This window comes from Methylobacterium sp. PvR107 (assembly GCF_017833295.1).
Lineage (GTDB): Bacteria > Pseudomonadota > Alphaproteobacteria > Rhizobiales > Beijerinckiaceae > Methylobacterium.
Genome location: NZ_JAFIBW010000001.1, coordinates 1,147,830 through 1,163,556, shown reverse-complemented (window position 1 = coordinate 1,163,556; position 15,727 = coordinate 1,147,830). Strand labels below are relative to the sequence as shown.

The window sequence follows — 15,727 nt, the reverse complement described above, 5'->3', positions numbered from 1 at the left end:
TGCTGATCACACCCGGCATGGCACCGCCTCGAAATTCTCCCGGCCCTCGCCGAAGGCCGCATCGGGCACGGCGAAGCTGTCGAGGCCCTCGCCGAACCGCTCCGTCAGGTAGGTGTCGGCGCGCTTCGCCATGGCCTTGTCGGACTCGACGGTCAGCGACAGCGTGCGTCCCGCGCGCCACTCCACGACCTCGCCGTCCTCGACGATCGGCACGCCGTCCTTCAGGACGAGCTTGGCGGCGGTGAACATCGCGGTGCGGTCGGTGTCGTCGCGGTAGACGGCGACGTCGGCCCGGGCACCGGCCCGCAGGTGGCCGCGATCGGCGAGACCCAGCAGCTTCGCCGGCCCGGACCGGGTCAGCTGCGCGATCTCCGAGAGCGTGTACTCGCGCTCTAGCCCCGGCAGGCTCGAACGCTCGCCGACCACGCTCGGCAGCGTCGCGATCTCGCGGTCGCGCTCCGACTTGTCCATCAGCAGGTGGATGATGCGGGGATACTGGGTGAACGGACCGCCGTTCGGGTGATCGGTCGTCAGGATCGTCCGCTCCGGGTCGGTGGAGAGCAGCATGATCTCCAGGCCGATCGCCCATTGCAGCGAGCTGGTCGGGCCCCGGGGCCGGTACAGGAACGGCACCACGCCGCCGCCCTCGGCGTCGCCGGCGTTCAGCACCCACTTCTTCGGCTTGGCGCCCTTCCGGCCGGCGAACTGGCGGAGGATGTCGAGGGACACGGTGACCGTCTGGCCGAACACGACCTGCCCGATATCGAGGGTGGCGTTCGGGTTGTCGGCGATCGCCTGGGCGATCCGTTCGGCCGCCGAGCGGAAGCCGCCGGTGCCGGGATTGGCCGGGTCGACCGCGCCGTAGGCGTAGAACTGCGCGTGGGCGAAGTGGATGCGCCGCCCATCCGCTGCGTCCAGCGTCGCCATGAAGCTGTCGTCCGCTCCGGGCAGGCCCAGGTTGTTGCAGTGGACGTGCAGCGGGTGCGGGACGCCGATCTCCTCGACCGCGTCGAGGAGCGAGCCCATGATCTGCCGGGTCGAGAGCCCGTAGCAGGGGATCTCGTCGTCGAGGGAGAGGCGCAGGGCCCCGTCCTTGAAGGCAGAGGCGCCGCCCGCGTTGATGCACTTCACCCCGAGGCCGCGCGACTGGGCGACCGACAGGGCGACGAGGTCGCGCACGGCGTTGCCGCCCTGGCGCTCGCGCAGGAGCTGCAGGAGCTGATCGTCGTTGCCCATCACGGTCAGCGCGCCGCGGTCGAGCAGCGGGATGTCGGCGAGTTCGAGCTGCGTGCCGAGCGCGTGGGTCGGCGGCATCGCCGGCTCGACGGCCGTGGTGTAGCCCATCCGCGCGTAGGTCGAGCCGATCCAGGCCGCCGCCCCGCCCGCGTGGGCGAAGGGATGGCCGTCGGGCGCCGTCTCGCTGACGTAGAGGTCGGGCAGGAGCAGACGCGAGGTGATGACGTTGCCGCCCGCGATGTGCGAGTGCACCTCGACGCCGCCGGCCATCACCACGCAGCCCGCGGCGTCGATCACCGCGTCGGGCTCGCGGCCCGGCGGATCGATGACGCGGCCGTCCTCGATCCAGACGTCGCCCACGGAATCGCGGGACGCGGTCGGATCGACGACGCGCCCGCCCCGGATCACGCTCAGCATGCGGGTTTACTCCTCGACGCGGCCGGGTCCGTGACCAGGCGCTCCTTGAGCGCGCCCAGCACCGACGCGGCCGACGGCAGATCCGACGGCGCCGAGGCCGGCCAGAATGTCAGCGCGGCGCGCTGCTCGTTCCACAACACGCCGCCGTGGTCGCGGCCGGGCTGGCCGACCGCGATCACCACCTCGGCGGCCGCGGCCTCACCGTCCGCGACCAGCGCGACGGAGGGGACGTTCGACAGCCAGTCCGGGCGCGACACCGGGACGGCGCCGAGCCACAGGACAGCATCGACCTCGCCGGCTGCGACCTGCCGGGCAGCGTCGAAGCGCCAGGGATCGTGCTCGGGCACGCGGCGCCCGAAGCCGCTGCGCGGCGCCTGGCCGGTGAGCCAGGCCGAGACCGGCACCACCGCCCGATCCTGACCGGTGCCGCCGACCGCGAGGGTGAAGCAGCGCGTCGTCTCGCTCAGCTCCATGGCGAGGCCCTGAAGCATCTCGATGCCGGCCTCGCCGAGCTCGGCGGCGTCGTAGAGGAGGACGCCATACTGGGCGGCCGCGAGCCGGGCGGCGATCTGGCCGGGGAGGTCATCGCCGGCGAGGTGGCCGCGGGCGTAAGCACGCAGCACGCCGACCGCCTCGGTCAGCCCGCCCTCGGCCGGCCAGGACAGCGACGCGGTGGCATTGGTGCCGACGGCCAGCACGGTGCGGTCCGACCCGGCGGCGCGACCGCGGACCGGCTTGTCGTCGACGAGGCGCTTCAGGAGCGGCGCCTTCCAGGGGGCGCCGCCCACGACCAGCACCACGTCGGCGCGCCCGACGGCTTCGGACGGCGTCGAGGTCAACGCCCCGACCCGGCTCAGCGACCCGAGTTCCGCGTAAGTGCCGGCCGAGCCGGCGGTGTCGACGGAGGCGCCGATGCGCCCCGCGAGATCGTAGGCCGCGCGGATCGCGGCCACGTCGGCGCTGAGGCCGGCGATCACCGGCGCGCGCGCTTTGGCGAGAAGGGATGCGGCCGCCTCGATGGCGGTGCCCGCGTCCGTCGCGCCACCTTTCACCCAGGCTGCCATGCTCCCTCTCGCAACGTTCTTGCTTGGTTTCGGAGCGGGCGACGGCCGTAAGACCGGACGAAGCGGGTACGCCCTCGAAGGGGATCCCCACCGTGTCGGAATGGCTCATCCACCCGGCGAGTTCCGGGCGGGCGGCAAACTCGGCGCGCCGTCGCGGGCCGCAGGTTTGCATTCATCCGCCCATCGCGGCAAGGGGGTTCGGCAGCGATGCGTGTCGGGAAGTGGATTGCGCGGACCGGTTTGCCGCTTCGCGGCCCGCTATGCTGGATCCCTCACAGGGACGGGTCTCCCCCGAAAGGCGCCTTCCCGGACCGACGCGGCGACGCGCACGAGCCGCGACCGCGGCCGGGAATTGCCGTGACGGCGGCGCGATCCCCGCGTGTCCACGTTGCCGGACCCAGAGCCACGTGTGAAAAGCGCGCCGCGCATGCGCCGGGCCTGCGGGATTCGAGGACAGTGTGTTGGGCGAGGTCCCCGAGCGAAACGAGATGACGGCGGACGGTGCCGTGCGGGTCGAGGCGCCGGCGCGGCTGCATTTCGGCTTCCTGGACCTGCACGGCGGGCTCGGCCGCCGCTTCGGCAGCATCGGGCTGGCCATCGACGCGCCGTCCCTGGTTCTCTCCGCCCGCCGGGCGAGCCGCCCCGACGTCACGGGTCCCGAGGCCGACCGCGTGCGCGGCTACGTCGAAGCTGCCGCCGCCCATCTCGGGCGTGGCGGCGATGTCGCCATTAATGTCGAGCGGGTGATCCCGGCCCATGCCGGGTTCGGCTCGGGCACGCAGCTCGCCCTTGCGGTGGCGGCCGCGATGGCGCGCCTGAACGGCGAGCCCTTCGCGGCAGAGTCCTTCGCGGCGACCCTGGACCGGGGCAACCGGTCCGGCGTCGGCCTGTGCGCCTTCACGGAGGGCGGCCTTATCGTCGACGGCGGCCGCGGCGCGGATGGCGGGCCGCCGCCGGTCATCGCGCGCCTGCCCTATCCCGAGGCATGGCGGATCGTCCTGATCCTCGATCCGGGCATGGCCGGCGTGCACGGGACGCGCGAGGTCGAGGCCTTCCGCGACCTGCCGCGCTTCCCCGAGGCGCAGGCGGCCGAGATCTGCCGGATCGCGCTGATGCAGGTGCTGCCCGCCGTCGCCCTGGCGGAGCCGAAGGGCTTCGGCGCCGGCATCACCCGGATCCAGACGCTGATCGGCGACCACTTCGCGCCCCATCAGGGCGGCCGCTACGCCAGCGCCGCGGTGGCGGAGGCGCTCGCCGCCGTCGCCGCGCAGGGGGTCGCGGGCTACGGCCAATCCTCCTGGGGGCCGACCGGCTTCGCGCTGGTCCCGTCCGAGGCCGAGGCCCGCGCCCTGGTGGCCAGCCTCGACAGGGGCGGCCCCCTCCGGTTCGTCATCGCCCGGGGCCGCAACGGTGGCGCTTCGGTAACCGGTCCGGCGTGAGCCGGCCGCCCCGGGCTTGACCCGGGGCGCCGCTCCGGGTTTGGACGGTGGGAAGGCGCCTCTCGCGCGCGCCGCACGAGGATTCCATGGCCCGCTCGATCCTCCACATGCTGACGCCGCTCCGGCACATGAGCCCGTTCGACGTGAACATGGCCGTGGATGCCGGCTTCGAGACGGTGGTGACCTACGCGGAGGTCAGCCTCGCCGACGTCGTCACCCTGACCCAGGATTCGATCTTCTCGCGGTCGCCGGCCGACGGGACGCGGACGGGCATCTTCATCGGCGGCAAGAACGCCGAAGACGCCCTCGACATGGTCGACCGCGCCAAGAAGGCCTTCGTGCCGCCCTTCGTGAACCACGTCTTCGCCGACCCGGCGGGCTCGTTCACCACCGGCGCCGCCATGGTGGCGCAGGTCTCCCGCGCCCTGCGGCAGAAGTTCAACACCGACCTCACGGGCAAGCGCATCGTGATCTTCGGCGGCGCAGGCGTCGTCGCCTACGTCGCCGCGGTGATCGGCGCGCTGCAGGGCGCCACCACCGTGCTGGTCGGCCATGACGGCGAGGAGCGCGTCTCGAAGATCGCCTTCACGATGAAGTGGCGCTTCGGCATCGAGGTCGGCGCCGTCGACGGCACGACGCCCGAGGATCGCCGCGCCGCCATCCGCGACGCGGACGTCATTCTCTCGGCCGGTCCGGCGGGCATCCCGATCCTCACCGCGGAGGATCTGAAATCCGCGCCGAAGCTGCTCGTCGCGTCCGACGTCAACGCCGTGCCGCCCGCCGGCATCGCGGGGATCGACGTCAACGCGGTGGACGTCGCGCTGCCCAGCGGCAAGGGCGTCGGCATCGGCGCGCTGGCGGTCGGCAACGTGAAGTACCAGACGCAGCGACGCCTGTTCGACCGGATGCTCGCCTCCGACACGCCGCTCTGCCTCGACTTCCGCGATGCCTACGCGCTCGCCGTGGAGATCGCCGGCTAGGCCGCTCCCGGATCGGATGCCGATGGCGGATGCGGTTCTGATCGCCGCCCAGGCTGGGCGCGCCCTGGCCGAGGCGGCGCGGCGCGCGGGCCTCCGCCCCTATGTCGCCGACCTGTTCGGCGATTCCGACACCCGCATACTGGCCGAAGCTTACCGGCCGCTGCCCGGCCGGTTCGGCACCGCCCCCGCCGCCGACGCCACCCTGGCGGCGCTCGACGGCCTCGCCGCGCTGGCCGGGAGCCCGGTTGGCCTGATCCTGGGCAGCGGCTTCGAGGACGCGCCCGACCTGATCGCACGCCTCGCCGCGCGGCACCGGCTGATCGGAGCCTCGGCCGGGACAGTCGCCGCCCTCAAGGATCCCCTGGCCTTCGCGGCCCTGTGCGCGCGCCTCGGCGTGCCGCATCCGGCCGTGGCGACGGAGCCGCCGCCGGATCCCGCGGCGTGGCTGGTCAAGCGGGCAGGGGGCTCGGGCGGCAGCCACATCCGGCCGGCCACCCGGTCGCCCGCGCCGGCGGGCCACTATTTCCAGGCGCGCGTGCCGGGGCGGCCGTACGCCCTGAATATCCTCGCCGACGGGCGCACGATCCGCATCCTGGCGGTCACCGAGCAATGGTGCGCGCCGTCGCCGATCCGCCCGTTCCGCTACGCGGGGGCACTCGCCCGCGGCGTCGGAGAAGCCCCGGCACTCCCCACCCACATCGTGGAGGCCGTCGCCGCCGGGTCCGAGCGGATCGTCGCCGCGATAGGCCTGCGCGGCCTCGCCAGCGCCGACCTGCTGGTCGACGGGGCCGACTGGTGGCTCACCGAGATCAACCCGAGGCCCGGTGCGACCCTCGACATCCTCGACCGGCGCGAAACGCCGCTGCTCGCGGCCCATATCGCCGCCTGCCTCGGCACGCTGCCGGATCCCGGACCGCATCCGGCGGGTGCGGCGGCCGCGCAGATCTGTTACGCGGACCGTGAGCTTGCGCCTGTGCCGGACCTCGATTGGCCGGACTGCGTGCGCGACCGCCCGTGCCCCGGCTCGGTAGTCCGCCGCGACGCGCCGCTCTGCACGGTGCTGGCCGACGGCGCGGACCGGGCGGAGGTGCTCGCCCTGTTGGAAACGCGGACGGCACACCTGCGGGCCGTCTGCGCGGCGAAGAAAACACACCCCGAGGAAGCCCCGTCATGAGTGCCAGCCCGTCTTATCCCAGCATCAACGCGCTCTCAGGCCCCCTGGTCGAGCGGCTCGTGGCCGACGCCGCGACGCTGCGGCTCGCCGTGTCGCAGGCTGCCGGCGGCGCCCGCATGGTCGATGCCGGCGCGCAGGCGCGGGGCTCGATCGAGGCCGGGCGGCGCATCGCCGAGATCTGCCTCGGCGGCCTCGGCACCGTCACCATCGCGCCGAGCGGGCCGATCGCGTCCTGGCCGTACTCGGTGACGGTCCATTCCGTCGACCCGGTGCTCGCCTGCCTGGGCAGCCAGTACGCGGGCTGGAGCCTCGCCGACGAGACCGGGGATTCCGGCTTCTTCGCCCTCGGCTCGGGTCCGGGCCGCGCGGTGGCGGCCGTCGAGGACCTGTACCAGGAGCTCGGCTTCCGCGATTCCGCCACCAAGACCGCCCTCGTGCTGGAGGCGACGGGCGGCCCGCCCGAGAGCGTCGTCGCCAAGGTCGCCGAGGCCTCCGGCCTCAAGCCCGAGGATCTGACCTTCATCTTCGCGCCGACCCAGAGCCTGGCCGGCTCCACCCAGGTCGTGGCCCGCGTCCTGGAGGTCGCCCTCCACAAGGCCCACACGGTCGGCTTCGATCTGCACGCCATCGTGGACGGGATCGGCTCGGCGCCGCTGTCGCCGCCGCACCCGGACTTCATCAAGGCGATGGGCCGCACCAACGACGCGATCATCTACGGCGGCCGTGTCCAGCTCTTCGTGGATGCCGACGATGCCGACGCCAAGCAGCTCGCCGAGCAATTGCCCTCGACGACCTCGAGCGATCACGGCGCCCCCTTCGCCGACATCTTCGCGCGGGTGAACGGCGACTTCTACAAGATCGACGGCGCCCTGTTCTCGCCGGCCGAGGCGATCGTCACGTCGGTGCGCTCCGGCGCCACCTACCGCGGCGGCCGCCTGGAGCCGACGCTGGTCGACGCGTCCTTCGCCTGAGGGCACGCGAGGCGCCCCTCCTGCGCGGCGGGGCCCAGTCCGATCCACCGAGCGACAGAACCTCGGGCCGCCCCGGAGGCGGGCGGCCCCGTGACGATCAGGACCCCCATGCGCATCGGGCTCGCGGCCGATAACGGCACTTGGCACAAGAACCGTCTGCTCGCGGCCCTGCGCGCGAGCGGCGTGGAGCCAGTGCTGTTCTCCCTCGCCGACGTGGCCGTGGTCACGGGCGGCGGCGAGCCCCTGCGCGTGCCGGGCTTTCCGGACGCGCTGCCGGACGGCGTGCTGATGCGGACCATCGCGGGCGGCACCTTCGAGGCCACGACGATGCGGCTCGGCGTGCTGCACGCCCTGGTCGCGGCGGGGGTCACCGTCTGGAACGCGCCGACAGCGATCGAGCGCTCGGTCGACAAGGCGGCGACCTCGCTGCTCATCGACCGGGCCGGGTTGCCCACGCCGGCCACCTGGGTGTTCTCGAAGCGCGCGGCCGCCGCGGATCTGGTCTCCGCCGAGGCGCGGCCGGGCGCGCCGCTGGTCCTGAAGCCGCTGTTCGGCTCACAAGGGGAAGGGCTCGCCCTGATCGAGCGCCCGGAGGACCTGCCCGACGAGGAGGCGGTGGCGCGGGTCTACTACCTCCAGCGCTACGTGCCGCGCCGGGACGGCCTGTGGCGCGACTATCGGGTGTTCGTCTGCGACGGCCGGGCGATCGCCGGCATGATCCGCGAGGGCGACGGCTGGATCACCAATGTCCACCGGGGCGGCCGGCCGCTGCCCTGGGCGATGCCGCGCGCCGCCGCAGAACTGGCCGAGGCCGCCGCCGCCGCGGTCGGCGTCGATTATTCCGGCGTCGACCTCGTCGAGGACGGGGAGGGCGGGTTCTCGGTCCTCGAGGTCAATTCCATGCCGGCCTGGTCGGGGCTCCAGACCGTGTGCGAGACCGACATCGCCGCCGCGGTGGTGCGCGGCTTCCTCGCCGCGGCCCGCGGTGCCAGCCGTCCCCGGCTCGTGGTGGCATGACCGGGCTCGACGCCGCCCTGATCGGCACGCTCTACCGGGCCGCCTGCCTCGCGGAACTCGACGCCCTCAAGCCCGGCAACGTCCACGCCTACGCGGCCGGCCATCGCATGGAGGTGGCGGATTTCGTCACGAGTGCCGACGTCTCTGCGGGCGCCGTTGCGGAACAGGGCGCGCCTGTCGGCGCGCGAATCCGCGGTGGCGTCGCCGCCACGATGGCGGCGGTGGGCCAGAACACCAATCTCGGCATCCTGCTCCTGTGCGCTCCGCTGGCCGCCGCTGCCGAGCGGGGCCAGACCGTCGCGGCAGTGCTCCGAAACCTGGACAGCGCGGATTCCGAGGCGGTCTTCGCGGCGATCCGCCTCGCCAATCCGGGCGGGCTCGGCCGCGCTGGCCGGCACGACGTCGCCGCCGCGGCACCCGGCTCGCTCCTGGACGCGATGGCGGAGGCCGCCGACCGGGACCGCATCGCCCAGGCCTACGTGACCGGCTTCGCGGACGTGCCGGCGATCGGCCTCGCGGCCCTGTCCGCAGCCCGCGCCGGAGGGCTCGATCCCGCCTGGTGCACCACTGCCATCCACCTGGCCTACCTGCGCTCGGTGCCCGACAGCCATATCGCCCGGAAGCATGGCCCGGCATCGGCCGAGGGCGTCCGCCGGGAGGCCGAGGCCGCCCTCGCCGGGCTCGATCTCGGGATACGGCCAGTCGACGCCTTGCTGGCCCTCGACGCCTCGCTGAAGGCGCGCGGCCTCAACCCGGGCACGAGCGCGGATTTCACCGTCGCGACACTGTTCTGGGACGCCCTCGCGAACGCCGGCGCGGCTCTGGCCTGAACCGCGCGCACGTTCCGGTGTTCCCCGAGCGGACGACAAAGAAATTCCTTCGTGGCAGGGCGTTGCGCGGGTTGTGAGCCGCAGGGCCCCGCTGTAGGGTCCGCCGCGCTGTCCGGCCCAACCGGCTCGGCCCATCCGGCTTGGCCGGGATGGTCGGGCGCCGATAACAAGGATGGCTTCCCGGCCGCGGCACCGCCCGGCGCGCGGCTTTTTTCGGAATCCAGGGAGAGACACCGAATGGCGAAGATCACCAAGGTTCAGGTCGGCGAAGCGCTCGTCGGCGACGGCAACGAGGTCGCCCACATCGACCTCATCATCGGACCGCGCGGCTCGCCGGCCGAGACGGCTTTCTGCAACGGCCTCGTGAACAACAAGCACGGCTTCACCAGCCTGCTCGCGGTCATCGCGCCGAACCTGCCGTGCAAGCCGAACACCCTGATGTTCAACAAGGTCACCATCAACGACGCCCGTCAGGCCGTCCAGATGTTCGGCCCGGCCCAGCACGGCGTTGCCAAGGCCGTGCAGGACGCGGTGGCCGAGGGCATCATCCCGGCGGACGAGGCCGACGACCTGTTCATCCTGGTCGGCGTGTTCATCCACTGGGAGGCGGCCGACGACGCCAAGATCCAGAAGTACAACTACGAGGCGACCAAGCTGTCGATCCAGCGCGCCGTCAACGGCGAGCCGAAGGCTTCGACGGTCACCGAGCAGCGCAACTCCGCGCAGCACCCCTTCGCCGCCAACGCTTAGATCGGGGACGGTCCTGGGCAGAGCGCGCCTCCGCCCGCACCGCGGGGCCTGATTCAGCGACTGGCTTCGATCTTTCTTGGCCGATAGGTAGGTCCTCGAACGGGACGGCGCGAGCCGTCCCGTTTTTTGTGCGTCATGCACCCGCCGCCCCGGGGTGGGGCGTCGACCGCTGCTCGCGCGGTCGGTCGTTGCAGGCGCATCGAAGCAAACCGTCCGCACCGCATTCCTGACGCTCCGCATCCCAGGTCGCTTCGCCGCGCGCGACCGGGCGGGCCATGCGGTCGCCGTTCTACGTCCTCGCCCGCCCCGTACCGCCCCGTCTTCCCGGGGCCGCGCAGCGGGGCCCGGATCCGGACCCGCCGAGGCGGCAAGGGCGTGCACCGCCGGCTTCTCTGGGTTGCCCGCCCCCGGCCTGCCCCTCCGGGTCCGGGCCCGCCTGCGGCGCCCCGGAACGACGGCGCGGGTGGCGGAACCGACAGGCCCCTCCCGCCATGCGCGATCGTCCCCGCGCGCCGTTGGGCGCCGGGGGCATGGCCCAAGAAGCGACCACAGGGGACGCGGGACGCCGCGGGAACCCAGGTGTCGGCCAGTCAACGCGCGGGATCCGATCCCCGCGGCGCCCGCGGCATCGGCCGGGCATGGTCCCCGGCCGGTGCCGTCTTTCTCGTCGCGGCGTCTGTGCGACGTCCCGGTCCTGCGCCGGCCTGCCAAGCGGTCTCAGGCGAGGCGCACGCGCCTCCGGAACCCGCTATCACTCTCCGTGGCCTTCCAGCCGTTCGCCCGCCTCGTCGTGGGCGGATCCGCAGGATGCGTAGGGTCGGCCCAGAGGCGGGTCGGCGCGGGGGCATTTCCGCCCCCGCCGGGCCAAGGGCCGCCCGGTCTCACGCCCGCCACCGAGACACGCCCCGTACCGGGCACGCCGCCCGGGGCGATGGCGGCTGAAAGCCACCGACGCGGGCGCCGCCCCACCCCCGGACCCGCCCGGTCAGCCACCGCACGGGTCCCATGAAGGACGCCCCGGGATCGCTCCCGAACCGCCGTGGGCAGGTGCGGCTAGGAAGCACAGAATAGGAATATTGTCAAGAATGGTCGTCCCCGTCGCCGTGCAGCCGGTGTGGATCACGCCCCGCATCGTCGTCCCGGGGCGCCGCAGGCGGGCCCGGACCCGCGGGGACACGCCGGAGGCGGGCCGCCGAGCGCCGCCGCCGCGCCAGGATAGCGCGCCGCCCTCGGCTCCGGATCCCGGGTTCCGCTGCGCGGCCCCGGGATGACGGGGGGACGCGGCGCCGCCGCGTCCACACCAAGCGTCAGGCTTCCCCGGGCAGGGGATGAAACGGATCCTCAGCACCATGCCCGTCGCCAGCTTCACACCGCGACCGCCAGCTCAGAGACCGTGCCGCAAGACGCCGTCAGGCGGTCGGTCCGGGTGCACCCGTACACGCGCCAGCTGGCCCTGCCCTCCGGGCTCTTCTCGATCGCGCGGGAGGCGGCGATCTGCCGACCCTCGAACACCACCGCGATGCTGCTGGCGCTCGAAAGATCGGCGACGAACCGCTGCTTGAGACCCGCCTGGCAAGGCCCCGGGCCTCGCCACGCGCGAAGCTCGTGAGCACGCCAGGCCCCTTCTCACGGCCGGCGGCGACCGATCTCAACGGAAAAGGGGCCGCCTCTCGGCGACCCCTCTCCTTCGTCTCGCAGGTGGCTCGGACTTAGAAGTCCATGCCGCCCATGCCGCCGCCGCCCGGCATCGCGGGGGCGCCGCTGTCCTTCTTCGGCGCGTCGGCGACCATCGCCTCGGTGGTCACCAGCAGGCCGGCCACGGAGGCCGCGTCCTGCAGAGCGGTGCGCACCACCTTGGCCGGGTCGACGATGCCGGCCTGGATCATGTCGACATACTCTTCGGTCTGGGCGTTGAAGCCGTAGGTCTCCGAGGAGGTGTTGTCGGTGATCTTGCCGACCACGATCGAGCCTTCCACGCCCGCGTTCTGGGCGATCTGGCGGATCGGGGCCTCAAGGGCCTTCAGCACGATCTTGATGCCGGCCTGGACGTCCGGGATGTCGGACTTCAGCTCGGCAACCGCTTTCTTGGCGCGCAGGAGCGCGGTGCCGCCGCCGGGGACGATGCCTTCCTCGACCGCCGCGCGGGTGGCGTTGAGGGCGTCGTCGACGCGGTCCTTCTTCTCCTTGACCTCGACCTCGGTCGCGCCGCCGACGCGGATCACCGCGACGCCGCCCGCGAGCTTGGCCAGGCGCTCCTGCAGCTTCTCGCGGTCGTAGTCCGAGGTCGTCTCCTCGATCTGCGCCTTGATCTGGCTGATCCGGCCCTCGATGTCGGACTTCTCGCCGACGCCGTCGATGATCGTGGTGTTCTCCTTCTCGATCCGCACGCGCTTGGCGCGGCCGAGCATCGGGAGCGTCACGTTCTCGAGCTTGATGCCGAGATCCTCGGCGATCATCTGGCCCTTGGTCAGGATCGCGATGTCCTCGAGCATCGCCTTGCGGCGGTCACCGAAGCCCGGCGCCTTGACGGCCGCGACCTTCAGGCCGCCCCGGAGCTTGTTGACCACCAGCGTGGCCAGAGCCTCGCCCTCGATGTCCTCGGCGATGATCAGGAGCGGCTTGCCGGTCTGGACCACGGCCTCGAGCACCGGCAGCATGGCCTGGAGCGAGGACAGCTTCTTCTCGTGGATGAGGATGTAGGGGTCCTCGAGCTCGGCGACCATCTTCTCCGCGTTGGTGATGAAGTACGGGGAGAGGTAGCCGCGGTCGAACTGCATGCCCTCGACGACGTCGAGCTCGGTCTCGGCGGTCTTGGCCTCCTCGACCGTGATCACGCCCTCGTTGCCCACCTTCTGCATGGCGTGGGCGATCATCTGGCCGATCTCGGTGTCGCCGTTCGACGAGATGGTGCCGACCTGGGCGACCTCGTCGGAGGTCGAGACCTTCTTGGCGCGGGCGGTGATGTCCTTCACGGCGGCCGCCGTGGCGAGGTCGATGCCGCGCTTCAGGTCCATCGGGTTGATGCCGGCGGCGACGTACTTGGCGCCTTCGCGAACGATGGCCTGGGCCAGCACGGTCGCGGTGGTGGTGCCGTCACCCGCGATGTCGTTGGTCTTCGAGGCCACTTCGCGCACCATCTGGGCGCCCATGTTCTCGAAGCGGTCGGAGAGCTCGATCTCCTTGGCGACCGTCACACCGTCCTTGGTGATGCGCGGGGCGCCGAAGCTCTTCTCGATCACGACGTTGCGGCCCTTCGGGCCCAGCGTCACCTTCACCGCGTCGGCGAGGATGTCGACGCCGCGCAGCATCTTATCGCGGGCGTCGGCGGAGAAACGAACGTCTTTCGCTGCCATGGTTTGCCTCTTGTCTCGTGGTTGAACCCCAAGGCCTCAGGCGGCCTCAAAGGGCGGGGACGGATGATACGATCAGGCGGCGACGACGCCCATGATGTCGGATTCCTTCATGATCAGCAGGTCCTGACCGTCGATCTTGACCTCGGTGCCGGACCACTTGCCGAACAGGACGCGGTCGCCGGCCTTGACGTCGAGCGCGTTGACGCGGCCGGACTCGTCGCGGGCGCCGGGACCGACGGCGACGACTTCGCCCTCCTGCGGCTTCTCCTTGGCGGTGTCCGGGATGATGATGCCGCCCTTGGTCTTCTCTTCGCCTTCGATGCGACGGACGACCACTCGGTCGTGCAGCGGACGGAACTTCATGAGCTGCCCTCTTGCTTCAGGTCTGGAGTTGGCGTTGATGCGGCCGGCGGGACCGCTCGCGAACTCGACTGTTAGCACTCTGTCTCGGCGAGTGCCAAAGACGGCGGCGAGATAGGCCCGCTGCGGTTTCGAGTCAAGACTGTCGCACCCCCGCGCGACGGGGCGATGACGCGCCGGCGGCTGTCTTTCACCAACATGGATAACGCGCTCTCATGCTGAGCCTGCATGGTTCCGAAGGCCCGGTGGCGCTGCAACCCGGCAGCCCGATCCCGCGCGACACGGTGTGGCTGGACCTGAACGATCCGAGCCCCGAGGAAGCCGCGGCGGTCGAAGCCGCGACCGGCCTGCGCGTGCCGTCCCGGGCGGCGCTCTCGGAAGTCGAGACGTCGAGCCGCCTGCGCCGGGTCAAGGGGGGGCTCTCGCTGTCGACGCCGATGATCACCTTCGAGCAGAGCGCGTCGCAGCTGAAGCCGCTGGGCTTCCTGCTGACCAAGGATCACCTCGTCACGATCCGCTTCCACGACCTGCGGGCGTTCGATTCCTCGGCGAAGCGCATCGTGGACGGCGACGGCAGCACGACCCCGAGCGAGGTCTTCCTCGTCGTCTTGGAGGAACTGGTCGACAGCCTCGCGGACGCGCTCGAAGACATGGCATCGGAACTCGACTCGCTCTCGACCCGCATCTTCGACTTCGACGTCCGCGGCGCCGACCGCCGCCGGCTGGAGAGCCCGCCGCCCCGCCGCCGCGACCTCGCGCTGCGCCGGATCCTGCGCGGCATCAGCAATCGCGGGAAGGTGCTGGGCAAGATCCGCGCGAGCCTGCTCGGCTTGGAGCGGATCGTGCCGTTCGTGTCGGCCGCCTGCGACGGGCTCGGCCTGCCCGAGGATGGACGCTTCGATACGATCCGGCGCGACATCGAATCGCTCGACGAGTTCGAGACCCGGCTCGCCGAGAACGTGCAATTCCTCCTCGACGCGGCGCTCGGCCTGATCAACATCGAGCAGAACAACGTCTTCCGGGTGCTGACCGTGGTCTCGGTGGTCGGCGTCCCGCCGACGCTGATCGCCTCGATGTACGGCATGAACTTCAAGCACATGCCGGAACTCGACTGGGCCTACGGCTACCCTTACGCGCTCGGGTTGATCCTCTTCAGCGCCATTGCCCCGATCGTCTATTTCCGACTCCGGGGCTGGTTCTGACATCCCGCCGGAAACCGCATCCAGGGCGATGTCCTGCGGACCAACCTCGGTTGACCGCCATCGACACCTTCCCCGATCGATCGTCCGCCAGATCCGCGCCCGGATTGCCGGGCTCCTCACCGGCCAATCGGCCGACCTGTCGAAGCGCGCGACCGTGCTCAGGACGTCCGCCTGAGAAAGTGCTCAGTCCCGGGCGAGTTGCGCCCGACCGATTGCGAAGACCCGCCCGTCTCCGAGAAGGTGCGCGGTGAACCCGTTCGGAAACAAGCTCTCGATCGCCTTGTCGCGGACGTTCAGGCCGCCCGCATAAGCCCCGAAGGCCGGCATCACGAGGCGCGACCCGTCGGTGGCGAAGCAGCGGCGGCGGACTGCGCGGCCCCGCATGGCGACCTTGCCGCAGGGATGAAGATGGCCGGCGATCTCGCCGGCCACGGGCTCCGGGCTCGGCTCGTGGCGCAGGACGAGGCCACCGATGGTCAGCGACTCGGCGTAGCGGCCGCCGACGCCCTCGCTGACCGCCGCATCGTGGTTTCCGGCGATCCAGACCCAGTCCCGGCCCTCCTGCAGCGCCGCCACCAGGGCGCGGTCACCCGGCTCCATCCGCTCGGGCCCGCGGACATCGTGGAAGGAATCGCCGAGCGCGACCACGCGGGCGGGATCGTGGCGCACCACGGCCTCGTGCAGGCAGGCCAGGGTCTCGCGGGTATCGTAGGGCGGCAGGAACTGACCCGAGCGGGCCGCGTAGGACGAGCCCTTCTCCAGGTGGAGGTCGGAGACGATCAGCGTCCGGTGCTCCGGCAGCCACAGGCCGCCGCACAGGTCGAGCATCAGGGTCTCGCCCGCGAGCATCAGGGTCGGGTGCTTGGAAGTCTTCTCGAGTCTCAGGCCGGCCGCCAAGATCGCATCCTCGGAATCGTCGGGGGAGGGCGGATCG

13 protein-coding genes are annotated in these 15,727 nt (G+C 71.9%); 8 read left to right on the top strand and 5 right to left on the bottom strand.

Annotated features, from left to right (window positions below; all coding sequences use genetic code 11):
• Nucleotides 1–6: 6 nt before the first annotated feature.
• Nucleotides 7–1,653, bottom strand: a complete 1,647-nt coding sequence (locus JOE48_RS05330; protein WP_210028487.1) for a formylmethanofuran dehydrogenase subunit A — start codon at nt 1,651–1,653, stop codon at nt 7–9.
• Nucleotides 1,647–2,717: a formyltransferase gene (locus JOE48_RS05325; protein WP_210028486.1), complete on the bottom strand. Its 1,071-nt coding sequence runs from the start codon at nt 2,715–2,717 to the stop codon at nt 1,647–1,649. The genes JOE48_RS05330 and JOE48_RS05325 overlap by 7 nt, the downstream gene beginning before the upstream one ends.
• A 488-nt stretch (nt 2,718–3,205) precedes the next feature.
• Here JOE48_RS05325 and JOE48_RS05320 point away from each other — a divergent pair, with 488 nt between their 5' ends.
• The 7 genes from JOE48_RS05320 to fae all read left to right on the top strand — a co-directional run bounded on the left by JOE48_RS05320 (nt 3,206) and on the right by fae (nt 9,878).
• Entirely contained in the window at nt 3,206–4,156 is a 951-nt protein-coding gene (locus JOE48_RS05320) for a beta-ribofuranosylaminobenzene 5'-phosphate synthase family protein (RefSeq protein WP_245252716.1), read from the top strand.
• Nucleotides 4,157–4,242: 86 nt separating this feature from the next.
• On the top strand, nt 4,243–5,136 hold the full coding sequence (locus JOE48_RS05315; RefSeq protein ID WP_210028482.1) for an NAD(P)-dependent methylenetetrahydromethanopterin dehydrogenase: 894 nt from the start codon (nt 4,243–4,245) through the stop codon (nt 5,134–5,136).
• Nucleotides 5,137–5,158: 22 nt separating this feature from the next.
• The gene (locus JOE48_RS05310) at nt 5,159–6,310 is read left to right on the top strand and encodes an ATP-grasp domain-containing protein (protein ID WP_210028481.1); all 1,152 of its coding nucleotides are present in this window, start codon (nt 5,159–5,161) and stop codon (nt 6,308–6,310) included.
• A complete protein-coding gene (gene mch, locus JOE48_RS05305; RefSeq protein ID WP_210028480.1) occupies nt 6,307–7,281 on the top strand; it encodes a methenyltetrahydromethanopterin cyclohydrolase in 975 nt (324 codons plus the stop codon). The genes JOE48_RS05310 and mch overlap by 4 nt, the downstream gene beginning before the upstream one ends.
• Before the next feature lie 108 nt (nt 7,282–7,389).
• Nucleotides 7,390–8,298: a RimK family alpha-L-glutamate ligase gene (locus JOE48_RS05300; protein ID WP_210035575.1), complete on the top strand. Its 909-nt coding sequence runs from the start codon at nt 7,390–7,392 to the stop codon at nt 8,296–8,298.
• Nucleotides 8,295–9,128 carry a triphosphoribosyl-dephospho-CoA synthase gene (locus tag JOE48_RS05295; protein WP_210028479.1) on the top strand — a complete coding sequence of 278 codons (834 nt, stop codon included), beginning with the start codon at nt 8,295–8,297 and terminating at the stop codon, nt 9,126–9,128. The genes JOE48_RS05300 and JOE48_RS05295 overlap by 4 nt, the downstream gene beginning before the upstream one ends.
• A gap of 237 nt (nt 9,129–9,365) precedes the next feature.
• A complete protein-coding gene (fae, locus tag JOE48_RS05290; protein WP_091713492.1) occupies nt 9,366–9,878 on the top strand; it encodes a 5,6,7,8-tetrahydromethanopterin hydro-lyase in 513 nt (170 codons plus the stop codon).
• Nucleotides 9,879–11,587: 1,709 nt separating this feature from the next.
• On the opposite strand, the gene groL is transcribed toward fae, so the two are convergent.
• Both groL and groES read right to left on the bottom strand, forming a co-directional pair.
• Nucleotides 11,588–13,231: a chaperonin GroEL gene (groL, locus tag JOE48_RS05285; protein WP_210028478.1), complete on the bottom strand. Its 1,644-nt coding sequence runs from the start codon at nt 13,229–13,231 to the stop codon at nt 11,588–11,590.
• Between the two features lie 72 nt (nt 13,232–13,303).
• Nucleotides 13,304–13,594 (bottom strand): co-chaperone GroES, encoded by a 291-nt coding sequence (gene groES, locus JOE48_RS05280; RefSeq protein ID WP_091779337.1) that lies wholly within the window; start codon nt 13,592–13,594, stop codon nt 13,304–13,306.
• Nucleotides 13,595–13,806: 212 nt separating this feature from the next.
• Between groES and JOE48_RS05275 the strand changes: the two genes are divergently transcribed.
• Nucleotides 13,807–14,793 carry a CorA family divalent cation transporter gene (locus JOE48_RS05275; RefSeq protein WP_210028477.1) on the top strand — a complete coding sequence of 329 codons (987 nt, stop codon included), beginning with the start codon at nt 13,807–13,809 and terminating at the stop codon, nt 14,791–14,793.
• Nucleotides 14,794–14,976: 183 nt separating this feature from the next.
• Here JOE48_RS05275 and pdeM read toward each other — a convergent pair whose 3' ends face one another.
• Nucleotides 14,977–15,690: a ligase-associated DNA damage response endonuclease PdeM gene (gene pdeM, locus JOE48_RS05270; RefSeq protein WP_210028476.1), complete on the bottom strand. Its 714-nt coding sequence runs from the start codon at nt 15,688–15,690 to the stop codon at nt 14,977–14,979.
• Nucleotides 15,691–15,727: the final 37 nt, after the last annotated feature.